This is a genomic window from Streptomyces sp. NBC_00523, assembly GCF_036346615.1.
Classification (GTDB): Bacteria; Actinomycetota; Actinomycetes; order Streptomycetales; family Streptomycetaceae; genus Streptomyces.
This window is the reverse complement of the sequence record NZ_CP107836.1, coordinates 7,104,203-7,120,743: the sequence shown is the minus strand read 5'-3', so window position 1 is coordinate 7,120,743 and position 16,541 is coordinate 7,104,203. Positions and strand designations below refer to the sequence as shown.

The following is a 16,541-nucleotide window of genomic DNA, read 5'->3' as shown; positions in this document are numbered from 1 at the left end:
CTCCCCCGCCGCGGTCCGCCCGCTCCGTTGACCCCGGAGCGGGCGAACCGCGTTCACTTGCCCCGTTCCGCCAGCGTGTGGGCGACCAGGGCGTTGGCGTGGCCGTGGCCCAGACCGTGTGCGGTCTTGAGCCAGGCGACGAGTTCCATGTGCTTGGTCAGGTCGGACGCGCGGATCAGGTCCTTCCACTCCTCGACGGGGCGGCCGTACTTCTTCTCGATGGAGGGGAAGTAGCTGGCAGGTCCCTTGGCCGGTGCGGTCATGCGGTGGCTCCTTCTGGTGCGGGTGTGATGGCCGGTTGTGCTGACTACTTCACCTCCTCGCCGCCGAAGAAGGCGGCGAGGACCGGGGCCAGGGCCTGCGCCGGGATGTTGTGCTCCTCCCCCGGGAAGACCCGGAGGGTGAAGTTGTCGCCCGTCCCCGCGAGTTCACGGGCACCGGTCAGCATGTGCGGATCGCCCACGTCCCCGCTGCCGACGAGCACCGGCACGGTCACCGAAGCCCAGCGCTCGACCGGCAGCGGGCGGCCCGACATGGTGTCGCCCATCACCCGTCCGTCGTACGGAAGGGTGGGGGCGACGGCCGCCATGTCCGCCCAGAACGGGGCCTGCCGCATGCCCTCGATCATCTCGCCGGGCACCCCGACCGCCGCCTTCATGAAGTACGCGACGGCCTCCCCGTGCTCCTCGCGGCCGATCAGCTCCGTCAGGTGCGCCACGTAATCGGCGGGCAGCGGCGGCCGGCTGCCGTCCGTGATGAACGGCGGCTCGTAGAGCGCGAGACGCGGTACGGCACTCCCCCGGGCCGTCGCCTCCAGGGCGAGCACGGCACCCGAGGACATCCCGAAGAGCATCGCGGAGCCACCGCCCGGGCCCTCGATGAGCGCGTCGATGTCCTCGATCTCGCGCCGCACCTCGTACGCGGGGCCGTCCCCGCTGTCGCCCCGGCCCCGGCGGTCGTACGTGATCACCGTGAACGCACCGGCCAGGAGCGCGGCGAGTTCGGCGGAGGCGCCCCGGGTCATCAGGGCGCCGCCGACGAGCACCACGGCCGGGCCGTTGCCCTGCTTCTCGAACGCGATGGCCGTGCCGTCGGCGGAAACGACCTTGTCCACAGTCCCGCTCATGCGAAATACCCCCATAGATGCATGGTTGACATGGTTTCCGGACCGCAGCGAGCCGCGATCTGGAACTGGACGGTACAGTACCCACACGAGTACTGGTCAGTCCAGTACTCTTCGGATACGCAGACGCGGACATGGAGAGGGAGCCGATGATGGACAGTCGGTCAGCGCAGAAGCACCAGGCGATCCTGGACGCCGGGACCGAGGTGTTCCTGAACAAGGGATACGCGGGCACGAGCATGGACGACATCGCGAAGCTGGCCGCGGTCTCCAAGCAGACCGTCTACAAGCACTTCGCGGACAAGGAGAAGCTGTTCGCCGAAATCGTGCTCGCCACCACGGACCGCATCGACGCCCTGGTCAACCTGGTCGCCGACATCCCCGCCGACGCGGACACCCTCGGGGAGAACCTGACCCGGCTCGCCCGGCAGTTCCTCACAGGGCTCACCCGGCCCCAGGTGATCCAGTTGCGGCGCCTGATCATCGCCAACGCCGACACCTTTCCGGAGCTCGGCGCGGCCTGGTACGAGCAGGGGTTCGAGCGGGTCCTCGCCACGCTGGCGGAGACCTTCCGCCGCCTCACCGACCAGGGGCTCCTCAAGACCCCCGATCCGCTTCTGGCCGCCCACCACTTCTCCGGGCTGCTGCTGTGGATCCCGGTGAACCAGGCCATGTTCCACGGCAGCGCCCAGCACACCGACGCCGATCTGGACCGCTACGCGGACGGCGGCATCCGCGCCTTCCTGGCCGCCTATGCGTGAACTCCCGGCGGCTCAGGGCACCTTGGGACCGTCGATGAAGGTGCCGTCCGCCGCGTACGGCCAGGCGTTGGAGACGCAGCCGTGCAGGCCCTTGATCTGCTGCATCATCACGGGGGCGGGCCGCCCGGTCCCGGGGCACTCACGGTGGTCGTAGCCCAGCCAGTGGCCGACCTCGTGGTTGATGATCAGCGCCCGGTACTCCTCGGGCGACCCGGCGAACTCGGGTGAACCCAGCTGCCAGCGCTTGAGGTTGACGGCCACCGTCCGCCCCACCCGGCAGTTGAGTTCGCCCTCGGTGTCCAGGCCGCCGGTGGCGCAGATGGCGTCGGCCGTGTCCGGGGTGGCGATGCGGATGACCAGCGTGGCGCTGTCGTCGGCGACCTGCCGGAACGTGACACCGGCCCCGTGCCCCCAGCCCCGTGCGTCGGCGAGAATCGCGGCGGTCTGCTCGGCGGCCTCGTCCGGGTCGACGCCGATGCCGTCCTCGACCTCCACCCGGTACGGCCGGCCCGTGCCGGTGCGTTGTGCGTGGGCGGTCGCGACGGTGAAGGTGCCGGGCCCGGACTCCGGTACGGAGGTGGAGTCGTCGGCGGTCGCCTCGGGGGTGCGGTCCGCGCGGTGGGGTTCCGGCTTCCCTGCGACGGTGGCGGGCGTCGCGGCAGGGCCGGACGTGCCGCGGAGTCCTTGGCCCGCGATGAGGCAGGCCGCGGCGAGGGCCAGCAGCGCCACGGTGACGGCTGCCCGGGGGCGCCGACGGGTGGCGGCCCGGTGGGTGCGTCCCGCATGCGAGCGGCCGGTCACTTCGCGGCCCCCTCGCGCGGCAGCCACCAACGGGTGGACGCGAGGGCGGCCAGGGCGGCGCCGGTCGCGTTGACCAGGACGTCGTCCACCGAGGAGACCCTGTCGAGCCGGAGCACATACTGAAGGGTTTCCAGCAGGACCGACAGGCCCGCCCCGAGCGCCAGCACACGCGGCAGCGACGCCAGCGCGGCGTACCGCATCGGGGCGAAGAAGCCGAGTGCGGCGAACACCAGCAGATTGCCGATCAGCCCGAGCGTTCCCATCGTGACCAGGTCCACCAGCGGGACCAGACTGACGCGGCCGGGGACCTCACCGGCGTTCGCACCCGGCATCAGGATGAGCCACACCCACGGCACCGTTCCGTGCACCATGCCGACCTCGGCCAGCGAGGTGCGCCGCGCCCGGGCCGGATCGACGCCCGCCGCCGTGCGCCTGCGCGTCAGGAACCACACGATCAGCGCGGACAGCGGCAGCGCGGCCACCATGTCCAGCATCACTCCGTTGAACGTCCGGAACCAGGCGTACCAGCCACCGTTCACGACCATGGGCACGGACACCACGAACATGCGCAGCACGAACGGGGCGAAGGCCGCCGCGACGACGCCGAGGGCGGTGAGCACGACCAGGCGGACGGCTCTTCGGACGCGGCGGGGCGAGGCGGGCAGTGCGGAGTTCTGATCCATGCCCTCCACTCCACACGCGGGGCGGTTGCGAGGGCGTATGCGCATTTCGATACGCGGGCGATATGTGCGGCCGAGGTGCGGTCAGGGTCGCGGTGTGGCGGCGGCTGGTAGCTCGACCGTGACGCGGAGTCCGCCGCCGGGGCGCGCGGTGAGGGTGAGCGTGCCGTGGTGGGCGTGGGTGATGGACCGGACGATGGCCAGTCCGAGCCCTGCCCCGGGGTGGTCGGTGTGCACGCGTTCGGTGCCGCGCTGGAACGGTTCGGTGAGGCGGGGGACGAGGTCCGGGGGCACGGGTTCGCCGGTGTTCTCGACGGTGAGCACCACGGTGTCCGGGCGGACCTCGGTGGTGACCCGTACGCTGCCGCCCTCGGGCCGGTTGTGGACGATCCCGTTGTGCACGAGGTTGCTGGTCAGCTGGAGCAGGAGGGCGGGCGAGCCGGTCGTGGGGGCGATGTCGCCGTCGGTTTCCAGGGTGACCCCGTGTTTCTCGGCGAGAGGCAGCAGCGTTTCGGTCGCCTCCTCCGCTACGAGGGAGAGGTCGACGTCCTCGCGCGTGAAGGTCTGCCGGTCCGCCCGGCTGAGCAGGAGCAGCGCCTCGGTGAGGTCGATGGCCCGGGTGTTGACGGTGTGGAGGCGGTCGATGAGCGGGTCGGTGGCGCGGTCCGGGTCGGCGCGGGCCACGTCGAGCAGTGCTTTCGTCACGGCGAGCGGGGTGCGCAGTTCGTGCGAGGCGTTGGCGGCGAATCGCTGTTGTTCGCCCACGTGGGCTTCGAGTTGGGCGAGCATCGTGTCGAAGGCGTCGGCGAGTTCGCGGAACTCGTCCTGGCGTCCGGGCAGTTGGATGCGGTGGGACAACGACCCGGTGGCGGCGGTGCGGGTGGCCTGCGTGATGCTGTTGAGCGGGGCGAGCATGCGGCCGGAGAGGAACCATCCTCCGGCGAGGCCGAACACCAGCAGGAACGACAGTGTTACGGCGGCCAGTGGGGCGAAGTCGCGTGCGACGGCGAGTTGGTAGTCGGGCACGAAGACCAGCCCGATGTGCGGTACGCGCGTCAGGAACAGCCATCCGGTGACGAGCATCAGGATGCCCGCCAGCAGGACGAACCCGGTGTAGCTGAGGGTGAGCTTGAGGCGGATGCTCATGCCGGGCTGTCTAGCCACGGCCGGTCGCCTCGCCGCCCGGGCCCGGCGCGGTGTCGATGCGGTAGCCGACGCCCGGCACGGTGGCGATGATCCACGGCTCGCCGAGCCGCTTGCGCAGGGCGGAGACAGTGATGCGTACGGCGTTGGTGAACGGGTCCGCGTTCTCGTCCCAGGCCCGTTGCAGCAGTTCCTCGGCGCTGACGACACCGCCTTCGGCGGCGACGAGCACTTCGAGGACCGCGAACTGTTTACGGGTCAGCGCGACGTACCGGCCGTCGCGGTAGGTCTCGCGGCGGAAGGGGTCCAGGCGCAGGCCCGCCACCTCCTGCACGGGCGGCCGGCTGTGCGCGCGTCTGCGGTCGAGCGCACGGAGCCTGAGCACCAGCTCCCGCATGGCGAAGGGCTTGGTGAGGTAGTCGTCGGCGCCGAGCCCGAAGCCGGACGCCTTGTCGTCCAGACGGTCGGCGGCGGTGAGCATCAGGATCGGCATGCCGCTTCCGGAGGCGACGATCCGCTGGGCGATCTCGTCGCCGGAGGGCCCGGGGACGTCCCGGTCGAGGACCGCGATGTCGTAGCTGTTGATGCCCAGCAGTTCGAGCGCGGTGTCGCCGTCGCCCGCGAGGTCGGCCGCGATGGCCTCCAGGCGCAGACCATCGCGGATGGCTTCCGCCATATACGGTTCGTCCTCGACGATCAGCACGCGCATGCGGTCATGCTACGAGCCGCCGCATATCGTCGGCGTATCCGAAACGGGGGCGTCCGCCGGACGGGCGGGCCCTACACGGGGTTGGTGGCGAACAGGTCGAGATGTCCGCACTTGGGGCAGCGGAACGCCTCGATCTGGCGGCGCGGGCGGCCCATGCGCTTGGCGCCGCCGAAGACCCCGCGTTCCAGCGCGCCCTCGATCCAGCGGGCGTACCCGCGCGAGTGCTCGCCGGCGTCCTCGATGAAGCCGTCGTCCAGGCCGACGGTTCCGCAGTGGGTGCACGTGAGGTTGTTCATGCCGCGAGTCTAGGGACGCGCCCGGGCCGGAAGGCCGTGAGGCTTCGAACGGTTGCCCAACCGGTACGTACGCGTGGGGTGCCCGCCCTCCGGGGCAGACTGCGGGTGACCGTCGCCCTCGTGCACCACCCGGACCCCGGAGTCGCAGCATGCCCCGTACCGGCCGCCTGTCGGACGTTCTCGTCTTCACCCGCACCACGGCCTACCGCCATGACTCGATCCCCGCCGGGCGGGCGGCCCTGCTCGAGCTCGGCGAGGAGTACGGGTTCGGGGTGGAGTGCTCCGAGGACCCCTCGGTGTTCACCGACGCGTCCCTGGCGGGGCGCAGTGCGGTGGTCTTCCTGTCCACCAGCGGGGACGTGCTCACCCCGGACGGGCGGGACGCGCTCCGGCGCCGGCTCGCCGACAGCTGCGGTTTCGTGGGGGTCCACTCCGCCGCCTGCACCGAGTACGACTGGCCGTACTACGGGGAGCTGCTCGGTGCGCGCTTCGCCGGGCACCCCGCCTTCCAGCCCGGCACCGTGCTGATCGAGGACCCGGACCACCCGGCGACGCGCCATCTGCCGCCGCGCTGGAACCGGAGCGACGAGTGGTACGACTTCCGGAGCAACCCGCGCCACCTGCCCGGGGTGCGGGTCCTGGCGACGATCGCCGAGACCGGTTACGAGGGCGGGGGCATGGGGGCCGACCACCCCTTGGTCTGGTGCCGGGAGTCCGGGGCGGGCCGCTCGTTCTACACGGCCCTCGGACACGCGGAGGCCGCCTACACGGACCCGGCGTTCCGCGCCCACCTGCTGGGCGGGCTGCGCTGGGCGGCGGGTGAGCGGTCCTAGAAGCCGGGTCGTGGAAAAGGAGGAGACGGGGACGGGCCGCGTTGGCAGGATGTCCGGGTTCGGCTCCCTACGCGATTGGACCCCGCACCATGCCCCGCGCCGTCACCCTGATCCGCTCGGCCGCCCTCTCCGACGTCGCCGAGTACGCGTACGCGGCCACGGCGCCCGCCGAGTCCCGGCTGATCTTCCTCGCCGGGGCGTGCCCGCTGAACGACGACGGTTCGACGGCGGCGGTCGGGGACTACGCGGGCCAAGCGCTCAAGGCCGTCGAGAACATGGAGGTCGCCCTCCGCGCCGCCGGCGCGTCGCTCCAGGACGTCATCAGCACCCGGGTGCTCGTGGCGTCGAGCCGCCAGGAGGACCTGGTGGCGGCCTGGCAGGTGGTCCGGGACACCTTCGGTGACCACGACGTGCCCAGCACGCTGATGGGCGTCACCGTGCTCGGTTACGCGGATCAGCTGGTCGAGATCGAGGCGGTCGCCGCCGTGCTCGACGCCTGACAGCGGTGGTGCGACCGGATTACGCGGCCGGGTGCCGTACGCCCATCCACTGCTCGGCGTCCCACGCCTCGAAGCGGTGGATCCCGGTGAAGCCGAGCTTCTCGGCGAGACGCATGGAGGGGGCGTTGGCGGTCTGGGTGAAGAGCACCACGGGTTCGCCGGGGCACGCCTCGGCGAACCGGTCGAGGACCGCCGCGCACGCCTCGGCGGCGTACCCCTGGCCCCATGCCTCCGGCAGCAGCAGGTAGCCCAGTTCGGCCCGTCCGGCGTCCGGGCGGACCGCGCCCGGCTGTTCCAGATCGCGCCGTTTGATCTCGACGGTGCCGATCATCGCCCCGTCGAGCTCGATCACGAAGTGCCCGGGGCGCCTCCCCGGCGTCTCGGGCAGGGCGCGCTCGCACTCGTCGCGCGGGCGGGCGCCGCCGAGGTAGGTGTGCACCTCCGGTGAGGCGAACAGCTCCACGAAGGCCGGGCGGTCCCGGCTCTCGGACTCGCGCAGCACGAGCCGTGCGGTGTGTATCGGCGCGGGCGGCCAGGGCAGGAAGCTCGGTTCAACCATGGTCGGCACCGTACTCCAACGCTCGTCGGGAACCCCGCGGCGCTGCGACTCCCCTCGTGAACGATGCTGTTCCCCTTGCCTTCGCCCGACTGCCGCCAACTCCGGAGCCCCGCCGTGCTGTTCACCGTCACCCGTACCGAACTGGTCGCCCGCTTCGGCGAGGACCGGATCGCCACCCTGCCCGCCGCCGCGTTTCCGCCCGGAACCGCCCGCACCGAGGGCGCCCGCCTCCTGCACACCGTGGGCGCGCCCACCGGGACGCTCTCGCTGCGGGGCCCCGACCCGGAGTCGGGCCTCCTCCCCCGCCTACGGGAGGTGGCCGAGGCCGGCGAGGAGGCGGGCGAGTGGCCGGTGATCGGGTGGCTGCTCAACGCGCACCTCGCGCTCGATCCGGCCTCCGGGGTCGTGCACGCCTTCGACCCGGATGAGGGCACCGCCCAGCCGCTGCACTCGGATGTCTCCTCCCTCGTCCACGTGACCCTGCGCTTGCAGCGGCTGCTGGAGGAGTTCGCCTTCAGCGATGAAGACGCCGACGAGGAGGCCGGCTTCGAGCGGCTGGAGCGCGAGGTGGAGCACATCCGGCGGACGACGAGCGAGGTGGACCCGCTGCCCTTCGGGGACGAGGAGTCGGTGTGGTCGGTGGTGGCCGACGAGATCGCCGCGGGGCAGCGCTTCGTGGCCGGCAGCCCGGGAAACGCATCGCTCTACGGCTGAGGCGCGTCGTGGCGGGTCTGCGACGCGTCGTCAAGTCGCCATCTCGGGGCGGCCGTTGACCGGTGATGCACTGCCAGGATCAGGGCGTTCTCGCTTCTGTGATCCTTGGGGGTTCTCTCCGTGCAGGTCAGATGCATCGCGGCTGCCGCCGGTCTGGTGGCGGCGCTCATACCCGTCAGTGCCGCACACGCGGCGGGGCCGGACGCCCCGTCCACCGCCCCGCGTGCCGCCACCACCGTCACCACGTTCAGCGTGCCGTTGCCCACCGGCGACTCGGTGACCGTCGAGCGCGCCGGGGACGATCTCCGGTCGGCGACGGTCACGCCGGCCGCCGGACGCGAGGGGGTCTCCTTCACCACCGCTTCGGTGGGCGACGGCGACCTCAGCGTCGTACCGGAGGATGCCGAGCCGCTGCTCGCCGCCGGACGCCTCGACCCCCGGCTCTTCGACATCGGCGCCCTGCTGGACGCGGGGTACGGCGTCAAGGGAACCACCGCCCGGGGCGCGCTGGGTGTGATCGTCCAGCACGGCAGGGGCACGACCGCCGCGAGCCGGGCGCGGGACGCCGTCGGCGGTGCCGCGCGGCCCGGGCGGGCCATCGCCCGGCTCGGCCTGACCGCGCTCGGCCCGGACGACGGCGCGGACGCGGCCACCGCCTGGAAGCGCCCGACCAAGGGCGCCGAGCGCTCGCTGGCGGGCGGTGTGACCAAGCTCTGGCTCGACGGGCGGCTGCGCGTCGCGCTCGACAAGAGCGTGCCGCAGATCAACGCCCCGCAGGCCTGGGCCGACGGCTACACCGGCAAGGGCGTCACGGTCGCCGTCCTCGACAGCGGTTACGACTCCGACCATCCGGACCTGGCGGGCCGGGTCACCGTCTCGGCGAACTTCCTCGGCGGTGACAGCGCGGAGGACGACAACGGCCACGGCACGCACGTGGCCTCCACGATCGCCGGGATCGACGGCACGTACCGGGGTGTCGCCCCGGACGCCTCGCTCGCCGTGGGCAAGGTGTGCGACAGCACCGGGCTGTGCCCGACCTCCGCGCTGCTGGCCGGGATCGACTGGGCGGTGAACACCGTGCACGCCAAGGTGGTCAATCTCAGCCTGGGCGGGCCCGCCGACGAGACCGACCCGGCGATCGCGGTCATCAACGACCTGTCGGCGAGCACCGGCACGCTCTTCGTCGTCGCCGCGGGCAACGACGGCGAGTCCGGCACCGGCACCGTCGGCGCACCCGCCGTCGCGAATGCCGCGCTGGCCGTGGGCGCCGTCGACGCGGAGGACGAGCTCGCCCCGTTCTCCAGCCGGGGCCCGCGCCCGAGCGACAACGCGGTGAAGCCGGACCTCACCGCGCCCGGGGTCGCCATCGTGGCGGCGAAGATGGGCGGCGGCCACACCTCCAAGAGCGGCACGTCGATGGCGACCCCGCATGTGGCGGGCGCCGCCGCGCTGGTCGCCCAGGCGCACCCCGGCTGGAGCGGTGAGCAGATCAAGACCGCGCTCATGAACAGCGCGGTGCCGAACGCGAAGCGGTCCGCGTACCAGCAGGGCACCGGCCGGGTGGATGCGGCGCGCGCCGAGCGGCAGACGGTCCTCGCGTCACCGGCGAACCTGACGACCACCGCGGGCTGGGCGGACGGGGCGGGCAAGGACACCGAGCACACCGTCACCTTCACCAACTCCGGTGACAGCGCCACCACGCTCGACCTGGCCTTCGAGAAGCCGCTGTCGCCGACCGCCCAGCCGGGCAACGCGGAGCAGTTCTCGGTGGACCGCGACCAGGTCACCGTCCCGGCGCACGGCAGCGCCACGGCCACCGTCACCGCCCGTGCCGCTCTGCTCCCGCACGGCCCGTGGTCCGCGGTGCTCACCGCTTCGAAGGGCGGGCAGCCCGTCACCCGTACGGTCTCGCGGTCGACAGCGTCGTGCCCAGCCACCGGGTCACGCTCCGCGCTGAGCAGCGGGACGGTACTCCGGCGACCGGTTCGGCGCTGGTGGTCAACCGCTGGACCGGTGACCGCTACCCGGTCCGCATCACCTCCGGCACCGGTACGGTGACGGTGCCCGAGGCCCAGTACTGGGTCGGGATGAGGCGGCGCGGGCGACGGCCGTGCAGGCGGCGCCGGCCGTGCCCGCGGGCACCGGGTCGTACACCCTGAGCGTCGTCACCAACGGTGCGCGCTCGGGGCAGTCGCTGTACGCCACGCCGTTCGCGGACTAGGACGCCACGTACCGTACGTTCGCGGTGTTCGCGGCCGAGGGCGCGTCCTCTCAGGCGCCCAGTCCGTTCTTCTACCACGTGGCACGCACCTGGAACGACGGTGTACCGGCCAAGCCGTCGTTCTCGGTCGGGCGCGGTGACCTGACGGAGGTGCGCGAGCACTTCAACGCGCAGGGCACACCGGCGGCCGGCACCTCGGCGGCGACTCCGGACGACGAGGTGCTGCTGCCGCTGTTCATCGACCAGTCGGTGCGTTTCCCGTCCGTCGTGCGGGACTACCGGACGCCCGGGGAGTGGCTCGACCGGGCGTCGATCGCGGGTCGCCAGTCCATCACCACGTCGACGGAGAAGTTCGATGGGCGCGGCCCGCACCGGCTGGACTTCGCGGCCGCGGTCCTCGGCCCCGGACTTCCGGCGGCGCCCGCCTACCGGCTGAACAACTCCGTGGTCTGGGCCGGGACTCCGTGGTACGGCCGGTCAGGCACCATCTGGTGCTTGCCCAGGCCGCGTCCGAAGGTGTGGCGGAAGGAGCGGTCCGAGCAGGTGTCGGCGTCCGGCCGAAGCCACGGGGGAGACGTCCATGGCCAACACCGCCCGGGGCAGCGGCACGCCCAGGTCCATGAGGGTGCGGACCGGGCCGTCGGTGCACAGGAGCGCGTCACACAAATCGAACAAGGCATCCGCCCGCGACGTTAGGCACGCCTGCAGCTCAGTCCGGAACTCCGGCACCGTCGCGAGGAAACTCCGTACAAGTTCGAGCCCAGTGCGCGGACCACGCATAGCGGAGCGGTTGCTCCGTTCGGGGCGTGAGGGGGTCGTCACGGTGACGGGTGGTCAGCCCACCCTCGCCTTCACGGTGAGCACTGGCACGACGCAGTCAACTCGGCCTGGATGAACCAGCGTCCGGGCCTGAAGGGCTGAATCGTGCAGCACGTGCGTGCATCGGCGCTCTTGCCCGGGTTCACCCCGGCCCGTACCTTACTCTGAAGTAAGTTTACTTCAAAGTAAGGAGATTGAGTTGACCGCCTATCAGACCCTCCTGGTCGGCACGGACGGATCGGAATCGTCGTACGCGGCCGTCGAGGCCGCCGCACGCCTCGCCTCCGTGTGCGGTGCCGAGCTCGTCATCACCTGCGCGTACGCACCCATGCGCGGCCAGGAACTCGCCGCGGCACAGGACCAGTTGGGCGCCGAGGCGTACCAGGTGGTGGGCTCGGCGCCGGCCGAGGAGACCCTGAGAACCGCGAGAGACCGCGCGCGCCTCCAGGGCGCGTCGGAGGTGCGTACGGTCGCCGTGGAGGGTGAGCCGGTCCCCTCGCTCGTGCGGACCGCCCGGAAGTGCTCGGCCGACCTCCTGGTGGTCGGCAACCGGGGGCTGCGGTCGCTGGCGGGGCGGCTCCTCGGCTCCGTGCCGGCGGACGTCGCCAGGAAGGCCGGCCTCGACGTCCTGATCGTGCACACCACGTGAGCGGGGAACCGGCCGGCGCGGGGCCGGGGATCGTCGAGGAGGTGCTGCTCGGCGGGGGCCGGGTCTGGACGCGCCGGGACGTGGCCGCGCGCGCCGGGGTGGAGTTCGAGCGTGCCGTACGGGTGTGGCGCGCGCTCGGGTTCCCGGCGGTGGACGACGACGCCAGGGTGTTCACCGACGCCGACGTGGAGGCCCTGCGCGCGGGGGAACGCCTCATCACGGCCGGGCTGATCACGGAGCACAGCGAGGCGCTGATGGCCCGGGCCCTCGGCCACCACCTCTCCCGGCTCGCCGACTGGCAGGTGGACACCCTCCGGGACTGGATGGGGCAGGCCGGGGACACCGCGCCCGGCCGGGATGCCCTCCTGGCGCACATGGCGGCGCTGCTGCCGGAGATCGAGCGCCTTCAGCGGTACGTCTGGCGCCGCCATCTCGTCGCGCATGCCGGGCCATTGCTGACCGAGGAACGGGAGGACGGCTCCGTGGCCGGGGACGGCGCCCATGTCCGGGAGCGCGCGGTCGGGTTCACCGACATGGTGGGCTACACCCGGATGACCCGTGGCCTGGACGGCGCCGAACTGGTGGGGGTGCTCGACCGGTTCGAGACCATGACCGGCGATGTGGTGGCCGAGGGCCGGGGCCAGGTGGTGAAGACCATCGGCGACGAAGTGCTCTTCGTCTGCGAGTCCGCGGCCGACGCCGCCGGGATCGGCCTCGAACTGTCGGCCCGGGCCCAGGCCGACCCGAAGCTGCCGCAGGTGCGGACCGGGCTCGCCCACGGCCCCGTGATCGGCCGCTTCGGTGACGTCTACGGGGCGGCGGTCAACGTCGCCGCCCGGCTGACGGCGGTGGCCCGCCCCGCGTCCGTCCTGGTCAACACCGCGCTGGCCGGGGAGCTGGCGGGGGTGGCGGCGTACACGCTGAGGCCGCTGCGCCCGGTGTCGGTGCGCGGCTACAGCCGGCTGCGGCCGGTGCTGCTGCGGAGGGGGAGGTCCGGATCCTGACCCGATATGTGGGGGCCGGGGGCGCGTGCCGGTGGCGGACGGAGCGCCCGGCACGGCGTACAAAAACAAGAAGCAGGGAGAACCCTCTCCCTGCCGTACCCAACTTATAGCGCACCGGGGGGCTTGCGGCAAGGGCCGGGGGGTGCCGCAGAATCATCGGCCTGACCACCCCGACCTGCGGAAATGAGGACGCTGCGTGCGCGAGCGGTACGTGTGGGATCTGAACGAGGCCGACGGGGCGCCGGTCGCGGCCGTCGGCGGCAAGGGCACACACCTGGCCACGCTGTCGCGGATCGAGGGCGTCCGGGTGCCGGGCGGGTTCTGCGTCACGACGGACGCCTTCCGGCGCGTCGTGACCTCGGAACCGGCGGTCGCCGAACAGCTCGGCCGGCTGGCGGGCGTGGATGCGGACGACCGGGACGCCGTGCGCACCCTGAGCGCGGAACTCCGGCGGACCATCGAGGGCCTGGCCCTGCCGGACGACCTGGTGGCGGCGGTGACCGGCGCACTCGCACGGCACGGCGAGCACGCCGCGTACGCCGTACGGTCCAGCGCGACGGCGGAGGATCTGCCGACGGCCTCCTTCGCGGGCCAGCAGGACTCGTATCTGAACGTCGTGGGTCCGGCGGCGGTGCTCCGGCACCTCAGCCGGTGCTGGGCGTCGCTGTTCACCGAGCGGGCCGTGACGTACCGGCGGCGGGGCGGCATCGACCACCGCACCGTGCACATGGCCGTCGTCGTGCAGCGGATGGTGTTCCCGCGGGCGTCGGGCATCCTCTTCACGGCCGATCCGGTGACGGGCAACCGCAAGGACGCCACGGTGGACGCCGGCTTCGGGCTGGGCGAGGCCCTGGTCTCCGGCCTGGTGAACCCGGACGTCTTCACCGTGCGCGACGGCGAGATCACTGCCCGGTCGATCGCCGCCAAGGAACGTGCGGTCGAGCCCCTGGAAGGCGGGGGCACCCGGGAAGTGGCGGTCGACGCGCGGCGGCGGGAGGAACCGGCGCTGACGGACGAGCAGGTCCTCGGGCTCGTACGGCTCGGGCGGCGGATCGAGGCCCACTTCGGCCGCCCGCAGGACATCGAGTGGTGTCTGTCCGACGACGGTTTCCGGATCGTCCAGAGCCGGCCGGTCACGACACTGTTCCCCGTCCCGGAGGTGGGCGACGGCGAGAACCACGTGTACGTCTCCGTCGGACACCAGCAGATGATGACCGACGCGATGAAGCCCCTCGGGCTCTCGATGTGGCGGCTGACCGCCATGGCTCCGATGCTGGAGGCCGGCGGGCGGCTGTTCGTGGACGTCACCCGGCGCCTCGGCCCGCCCTCCGCCCGGGCCGGGCTCCTGGACCTGATGGGCAAGGGCGATCCGCTGGTCAGGGACGCCCTGGAGACCGTCCTCGCCCATCCCGGCTTCGTCCCGACGCTCCCGGACCCGTCGCCCGCCGCGCCGCCGACCGGTGGCGCGCCCGAGCCGATCGCGACCGACCGGGCCGTCGTCGCCGGGCTGATCGCGCGCAGCGAGGCGTCCGTCGCCGCCCTGGCGCGCGACATCCGGACGCACTCCGGGCCGGCCCTGTTCGACTTCCTGCCGACGGCCTTCGAGGAGCACAAGCGGGTGCTCGGCGACCCCGTGAGCATGCAGGCCATCATGGCGGGCATGGAGTCCACCTGGTGGCTCAACGAAAAGCTGCTCGAATGGCTCGGCGAGAAGAACGCGGCCGACACGCTCACCCTCTCCGCTCCCGACAACGTGACCTCGGAGATGGGCCTCGCGCTCCTCGACGTCGCCGACGCGATCCGCCCGCATCCGGAGGCGGTGGCCTATCTGCGGGCCGTCGGGGACGACGACGGCTTCCTGGACGGCCTGGGCAAGGTCGCGGGCGGGTCGGAGGCGCGCCGGGCCATCGAGGCGTACCTCGACCGGTACGGCATGCGGTGCGTCGGCGAGATCGACATCACCCGGCCGCGCTGGAGCGAGCGTCCCACCGCGCTCGTGCCGGTGATCCTGGACAACGTACGGCTCTTCGGGCCGGGCACGGCCGCGCGGCGCTTCGAGGAGGGGCGGCAGAGGGCCCTGGCGAAGGAGCGGGACGTGCTCGCACGGCTGCGGGCGCTTCCGGACGGAGACCGGAAGGCCGACGAGACCAAGGCGATGATCGACCGGGTCCGCACCTTCATCGGCTACCGCGAGTACCCGAAGTACGGGATCATCCAGCGCTACTTCGTCTACAAGCAGGCCCTCGTGCGGGAGGCCGACCGCCTGGTCGACGCGGGGGTGCTGGCCGACCGGGAGGACGCCTTCCACCTCACCCTGGAGGAGTTCGGTGACGCCGTGCGCTCCGGCGTGGTGGACCAGGAGCTGATCCGGCGCCGCAAGGAGGAGTTCCGGGCGTACAGCGCGCTCACCCCGCCCCGGGTGCTGACCTCGGACGGCGAGGCGGTGAACGGGGCGTACCGGCGCGACGACGTGCCGGAGGGCGCGCTGAACGGGCTGCCGGTCTCCGCCGGGACCGTCGAGGGAAGGGCGCGGGTGATCCTGGATGTGGCCGAGGCGGACCTGGAGGCGGGCGACATCCTGGTCACCACCTTCACGGACCCCAGCTGGTCGCCGCTGTTCGTCGGGATCGCGGGCCTCGTGACCGAGGTGGGCGGGCTGATGACGCATGGTGCGGTGATCGCCCGGGAGTACGGTCTTCCGGCCGTCGTGGGCGTCGAGCACGCCACACGGCGCATCCGGGACGGGCAGCGCATCCGCGTCCACGGCACCGACGGGTACATCGAGCTGCTGTCCTGACGGCGGGGCGGTGGGTGGCCGGTTCCGTACCCTGGACGCATGCGCATGCGCCCCACTCTGAGCTGGACCCCCACCGCCGGGCTGCCCCCGGCCACCACCGACCTGGAACCCGTGGTCGAAGCGCTCGGCCGGGGCGGTGTGCTGGTGCTGAGCGGGGCGGGTATCTCGACGGAGTCCGGCATCCCCGACTACCGGGGCGAGGGCGGCAGCCTGAGCCGTCACACGCCGATGACGTACCAGGACTTCACGTCGGGCCCCCGGCCCCGGCAGCGGTACTGGGCGCGCAGCCACCTCGGCTGGAAGACGTTCCGGCGGGCCCTTCCGAACGCCGGTCACCGGGCGGTGGCCGCGTTCGGGCGCGGCGGTGCGCTGTCCGGTGTGATCACCCAGAACGTCGACGGGCTGCATCAGGCCGCCGGCAGCGAGGACGTGGTGGAGCTGCACGGGGGCCTGGACCGGGTCGTCTGCCTCAACTGCGGCACGTTCGTCGCACGGCGCGAGGTCGCGCGGCGGCTCGAAGAGGCGAACCCCGGGTTCCAGCCGGTGGCGGCCGGGGTCAATCCGGACGGCGACGCCGATCTCACCGACGAGCAGGTCGGGGACTTCCGGGTGGTGCCGTGCGAGGTCTGCGGCGGCATCCTCAAGCCGGACGTGGTGTTCTTCGGCGAGTCGGTGCCCCCGGCACGGGTCGAGCACTGCCGCGAGCTGGTCCGTACGGCGTCCTCGCTGCTCGTTCTGGGGTCCTCGCTGACGGTGATGTCCGGGCTCCGGTTCGTCCGGCAGGCGGCGCAGGCCGGGAAGCCGGTGCTCATCGTCAACCGGGAGCCGACCCGGGGCGACGGCCAGGCCGTCGCGCGGATCGGGCTTCCGCTGGGAGCGGCCCTGGGGACGGTGGCGGAGCGGCTGGGGCTGGGCGTGGAGGAGTAGGGCCG

18 protein-coding genes are annotated in these 16,541 nt (G+C 72.5%); 10 read left to right on the top strand and 8 right to left on the bottom strand.

What is annotated here, in order from left to right; translation table 11 throughout:
* Nucleotides 1-53: 53 nt before the first annotated feature.
* On the bottom strand, nt 54-263 hold the full coding sequence (locus OHS17_RS32065; RefSeq protein WP_330315021.1) for a DUF4287 domain-containing protein: 210 nt from the start codon (nt 261-263) through the stop codon (nt 54-56).
* Nucleotides 264-307: 44 nt separating this feature from the next.
* Nucleotides 308-1,126, bottom strand: coding sequence for an alpha/beta fold hydrolase (locus OHS17_RS32060; protein WP_330315020.1), 819 nt, complete (start codon nt 1,124-1,126; stop codon nt 308-310).
* Between the two features lie 149 nt (nt 1,127-1,275).
* Here OHS17_RS32060 and OHS17_RS32055 point away from each other — a divergent pair, with 149 nt between their 5' ends.
* A complete protein-coding gene (locus tag OHS17_RS32055; protein WP_239079704.1) occupies nt 1,276-1,884 on the top strand; it encodes a TetR/AcrR family transcriptional regulator in 609 nt (202 codons plus the stop codon).
* Between the two features lie 12 nt (nt 1,885-1,896).
* On the opposite strand, the gene OHS17_RS32050 is transcribed toward OHS17_RS32055, so the two are convergent.
* From OHS17_RS32050 to OHS17_RS32030, 5 genes are all read right to left on the bottom strand, one after another.
* The gene (locus OHS17_RS32050; RefSeq protein ID WP_330315019.1) at nt 1,897-2,685 is read right to left on the bottom strand and encodes a DUF3152 domain-containing protein; all 789 of its coding nucleotides are present in this window, start codon (nt 2,683-2,685) and stop codon (nt 1,897-1,899) included.
* The gene (locus tag OHS17_RS32045; protein ID WP_330315018.1) at nt 2,682-3,368 is read right to left on the bottom strand and encodes a VanZ family protein; all 687 of its coding nucleotides are present in this window, start codon (nt 3,366-3,368) and stop codon (nt 2,682-2,684) included. Before OHS17_RS32045 ends, OHS17_RS32050 begins: the two co-directional genes overlap by 4 nt.
* 81 nt (nt 3,369-3,449) lie before the next feature.
* On the bottom strand, nt 3,450-4,511 hold the full coding sequence (locus OHS17_RS32040; RefSeq protein ID WP_330315017.1) for a sensor histidine kinase: 1,062 nt from the start codon (nt 4,509-4,511) through the stop codon (nt 3,450-3,452).
* A gap of 10 nt (nt 4,512-4,521) precedes the next feature.
* Complete coding sequence (locus tag OHS17_RS32035; protein ID WP_330315016.1) at nt 4,522-5,217, bottom strand: response regulator transcription factor; 696 nt, start codon at nt 5,215-5,217, stop codon at nt 4,522-4,524.
* 71 nt (nt 5,218-5,288) lie between these two features.
* A complete protein-coding gene (locus OHS17_RS32030; RefSeq protein ID WP_018104927.1) occupies nt 5,289-5,513 on the bottom strand; it encodes a hypothetical protein in 225 nt (74 codons plus the stop codon).
* 149 nt (nt 5,514-5,662) lie between these two features.
* Here OHS17_RS32030 and OHS17_RS32025 point away from each other — a divergent pair, with 149 nt between their 5' ends.
* Both OHS17_RS32025 and OHS17_RS32020 read left to right on the top strand, forming a co-directional pair.
* Complete coding sequence (locus OHS17_RS32025; protein ID WP_330315015.1) at nt 5,663-6,346, top strand: ThuA domain-containing protein; 684 nt, start codon at nt 5,663-5,665, stop codon at nt 6,344-6,346.
* Nucleotides 6,347-6,435: 89 nt separating this feature from the next.
* Nucleotides 6,436-6,846 (top strand): RidA family protein, encoded by a 411-nt coding sequence (locus tag OHS17_RS32020; protein WP_164631033.1) that lies wholly within the window; start codon nt 6,436-6,438, stop codon nt 6,844-6,846.
* Nucleotides 6,847-6,865: 19 nt separating this feature from the next.
* On the opposite strand, the gene OHS17_RS32015 is transcribed toward OHS17_RS32020, so the two are convergent.
* Nucleotides 6,866-7,405 carry a GNAT family N-acetyltransferase gene (locus OHS17_RS32015; RefSeq protein ID WP_330315014.1) on the bottom strand — a complete coding sequence of 180 codons (540 nt, stop codon included), beginning with the start codon at nt 7,403-7,405 and terminating at the stop codon, nt 6,866-6,868.
* A 114-nt stretch (nt 7,406-7,519) separates the two neighbouring features.
* Here OHS17_RS32015 and OHS17_RS32010 point away from each other — a divergent pair, with 114 nt between their 5' ends.
* The 7 genes from OHS17_RS32010 to OHS17_RS31980 all read left to right on the top strand — a co-directional run bounded on the left by OHS17_RS32010 (nt 7,520) and on the right by OHS17_RS31980 (nt 16,536).
* Complete coding sequence (locus tag OHS17_RS32010) at nt 7,520-8,119, top strand: SUKH-4 family immunity protein (protein WP_330315412.1); 600 nt, start codon at nt 7,520-7,522, stop codon at nt 8,117-8,119.
* Nucleotides 8,120-8,239: 120 nt separating this feature from the next.
* Nucleotides 8,240-10,177, top strand: coding sequence for a S8 family peptidase (locus OHS17_RS32005; RefSeq protein WP_330315013.1), 1,938 nt, complete (start codon nt 8,240-8,242; stop codon nt 10,175-10,177).
* A 241-nt stretch (nt 10,178-10,418) separates the two neighbouring features.
* Complete coding sequence (locus OHS17_RS33935) at nt 10,419-11,036, top strand: hypothetical protein (protein WP_443066157.1); 618 nt, start codon at nt 10,419-10,421, stop codon at nt 11,034-11,036.
* Nucleotides 11,037-11,358: 322 nt separating this feature from the next.
* The gene (locus OHS17_RS31995) at nt 11,359-11,808 is read left to right on the top strand and encodes a universal stress protein (RefSeq protein WP_330315012.1); all 450 of its coding nucleotides are present in this window, start codon (nt 11,359-11,361) and stop codon (nt 11,806-11,808) included.
* A complete protein-coding gene (locus OHS17_RS31990) occupies nt 11,805-12,812 on the top strand; it encodes an adenylate/guanylate cyclase domain-containing protein (protein WP_330315011.1) in 1,008 nt (335 codons plus the stop codon). Before OHS17_RS31995 ends, OHS17_RS31990 begins: the two co-directional genes overlap by 4 nt.
* A gap of 196 nt (nt 12,813-13,008) precedes the next feature.
* Complete coding sequence (gene rph, locus OHS17_RS31985) at nt 13,009-15,609, top strand: rifamycin-inactivating phosphotransferase (protein ID WP_330315010.1); 2,601 nt, start codon at nt 13,009-13,011, stop codon at nt 15,607-15,609.
* Between the two features lie 39 nt (nt 15,610-15,648).
* Complete coding sequence (locus OHS17_RS31980; RefSeq protein WP_161212260.1) at nt 15,649-16,536, top strand: NAD-dependent protein deacetylase; 888 nt, start codon at nt 15,649-15,651, stop codon at nt 16,534-16,536.
* Nucleotides 16,537-16,541: the final 5 nt, after the last annotated feature.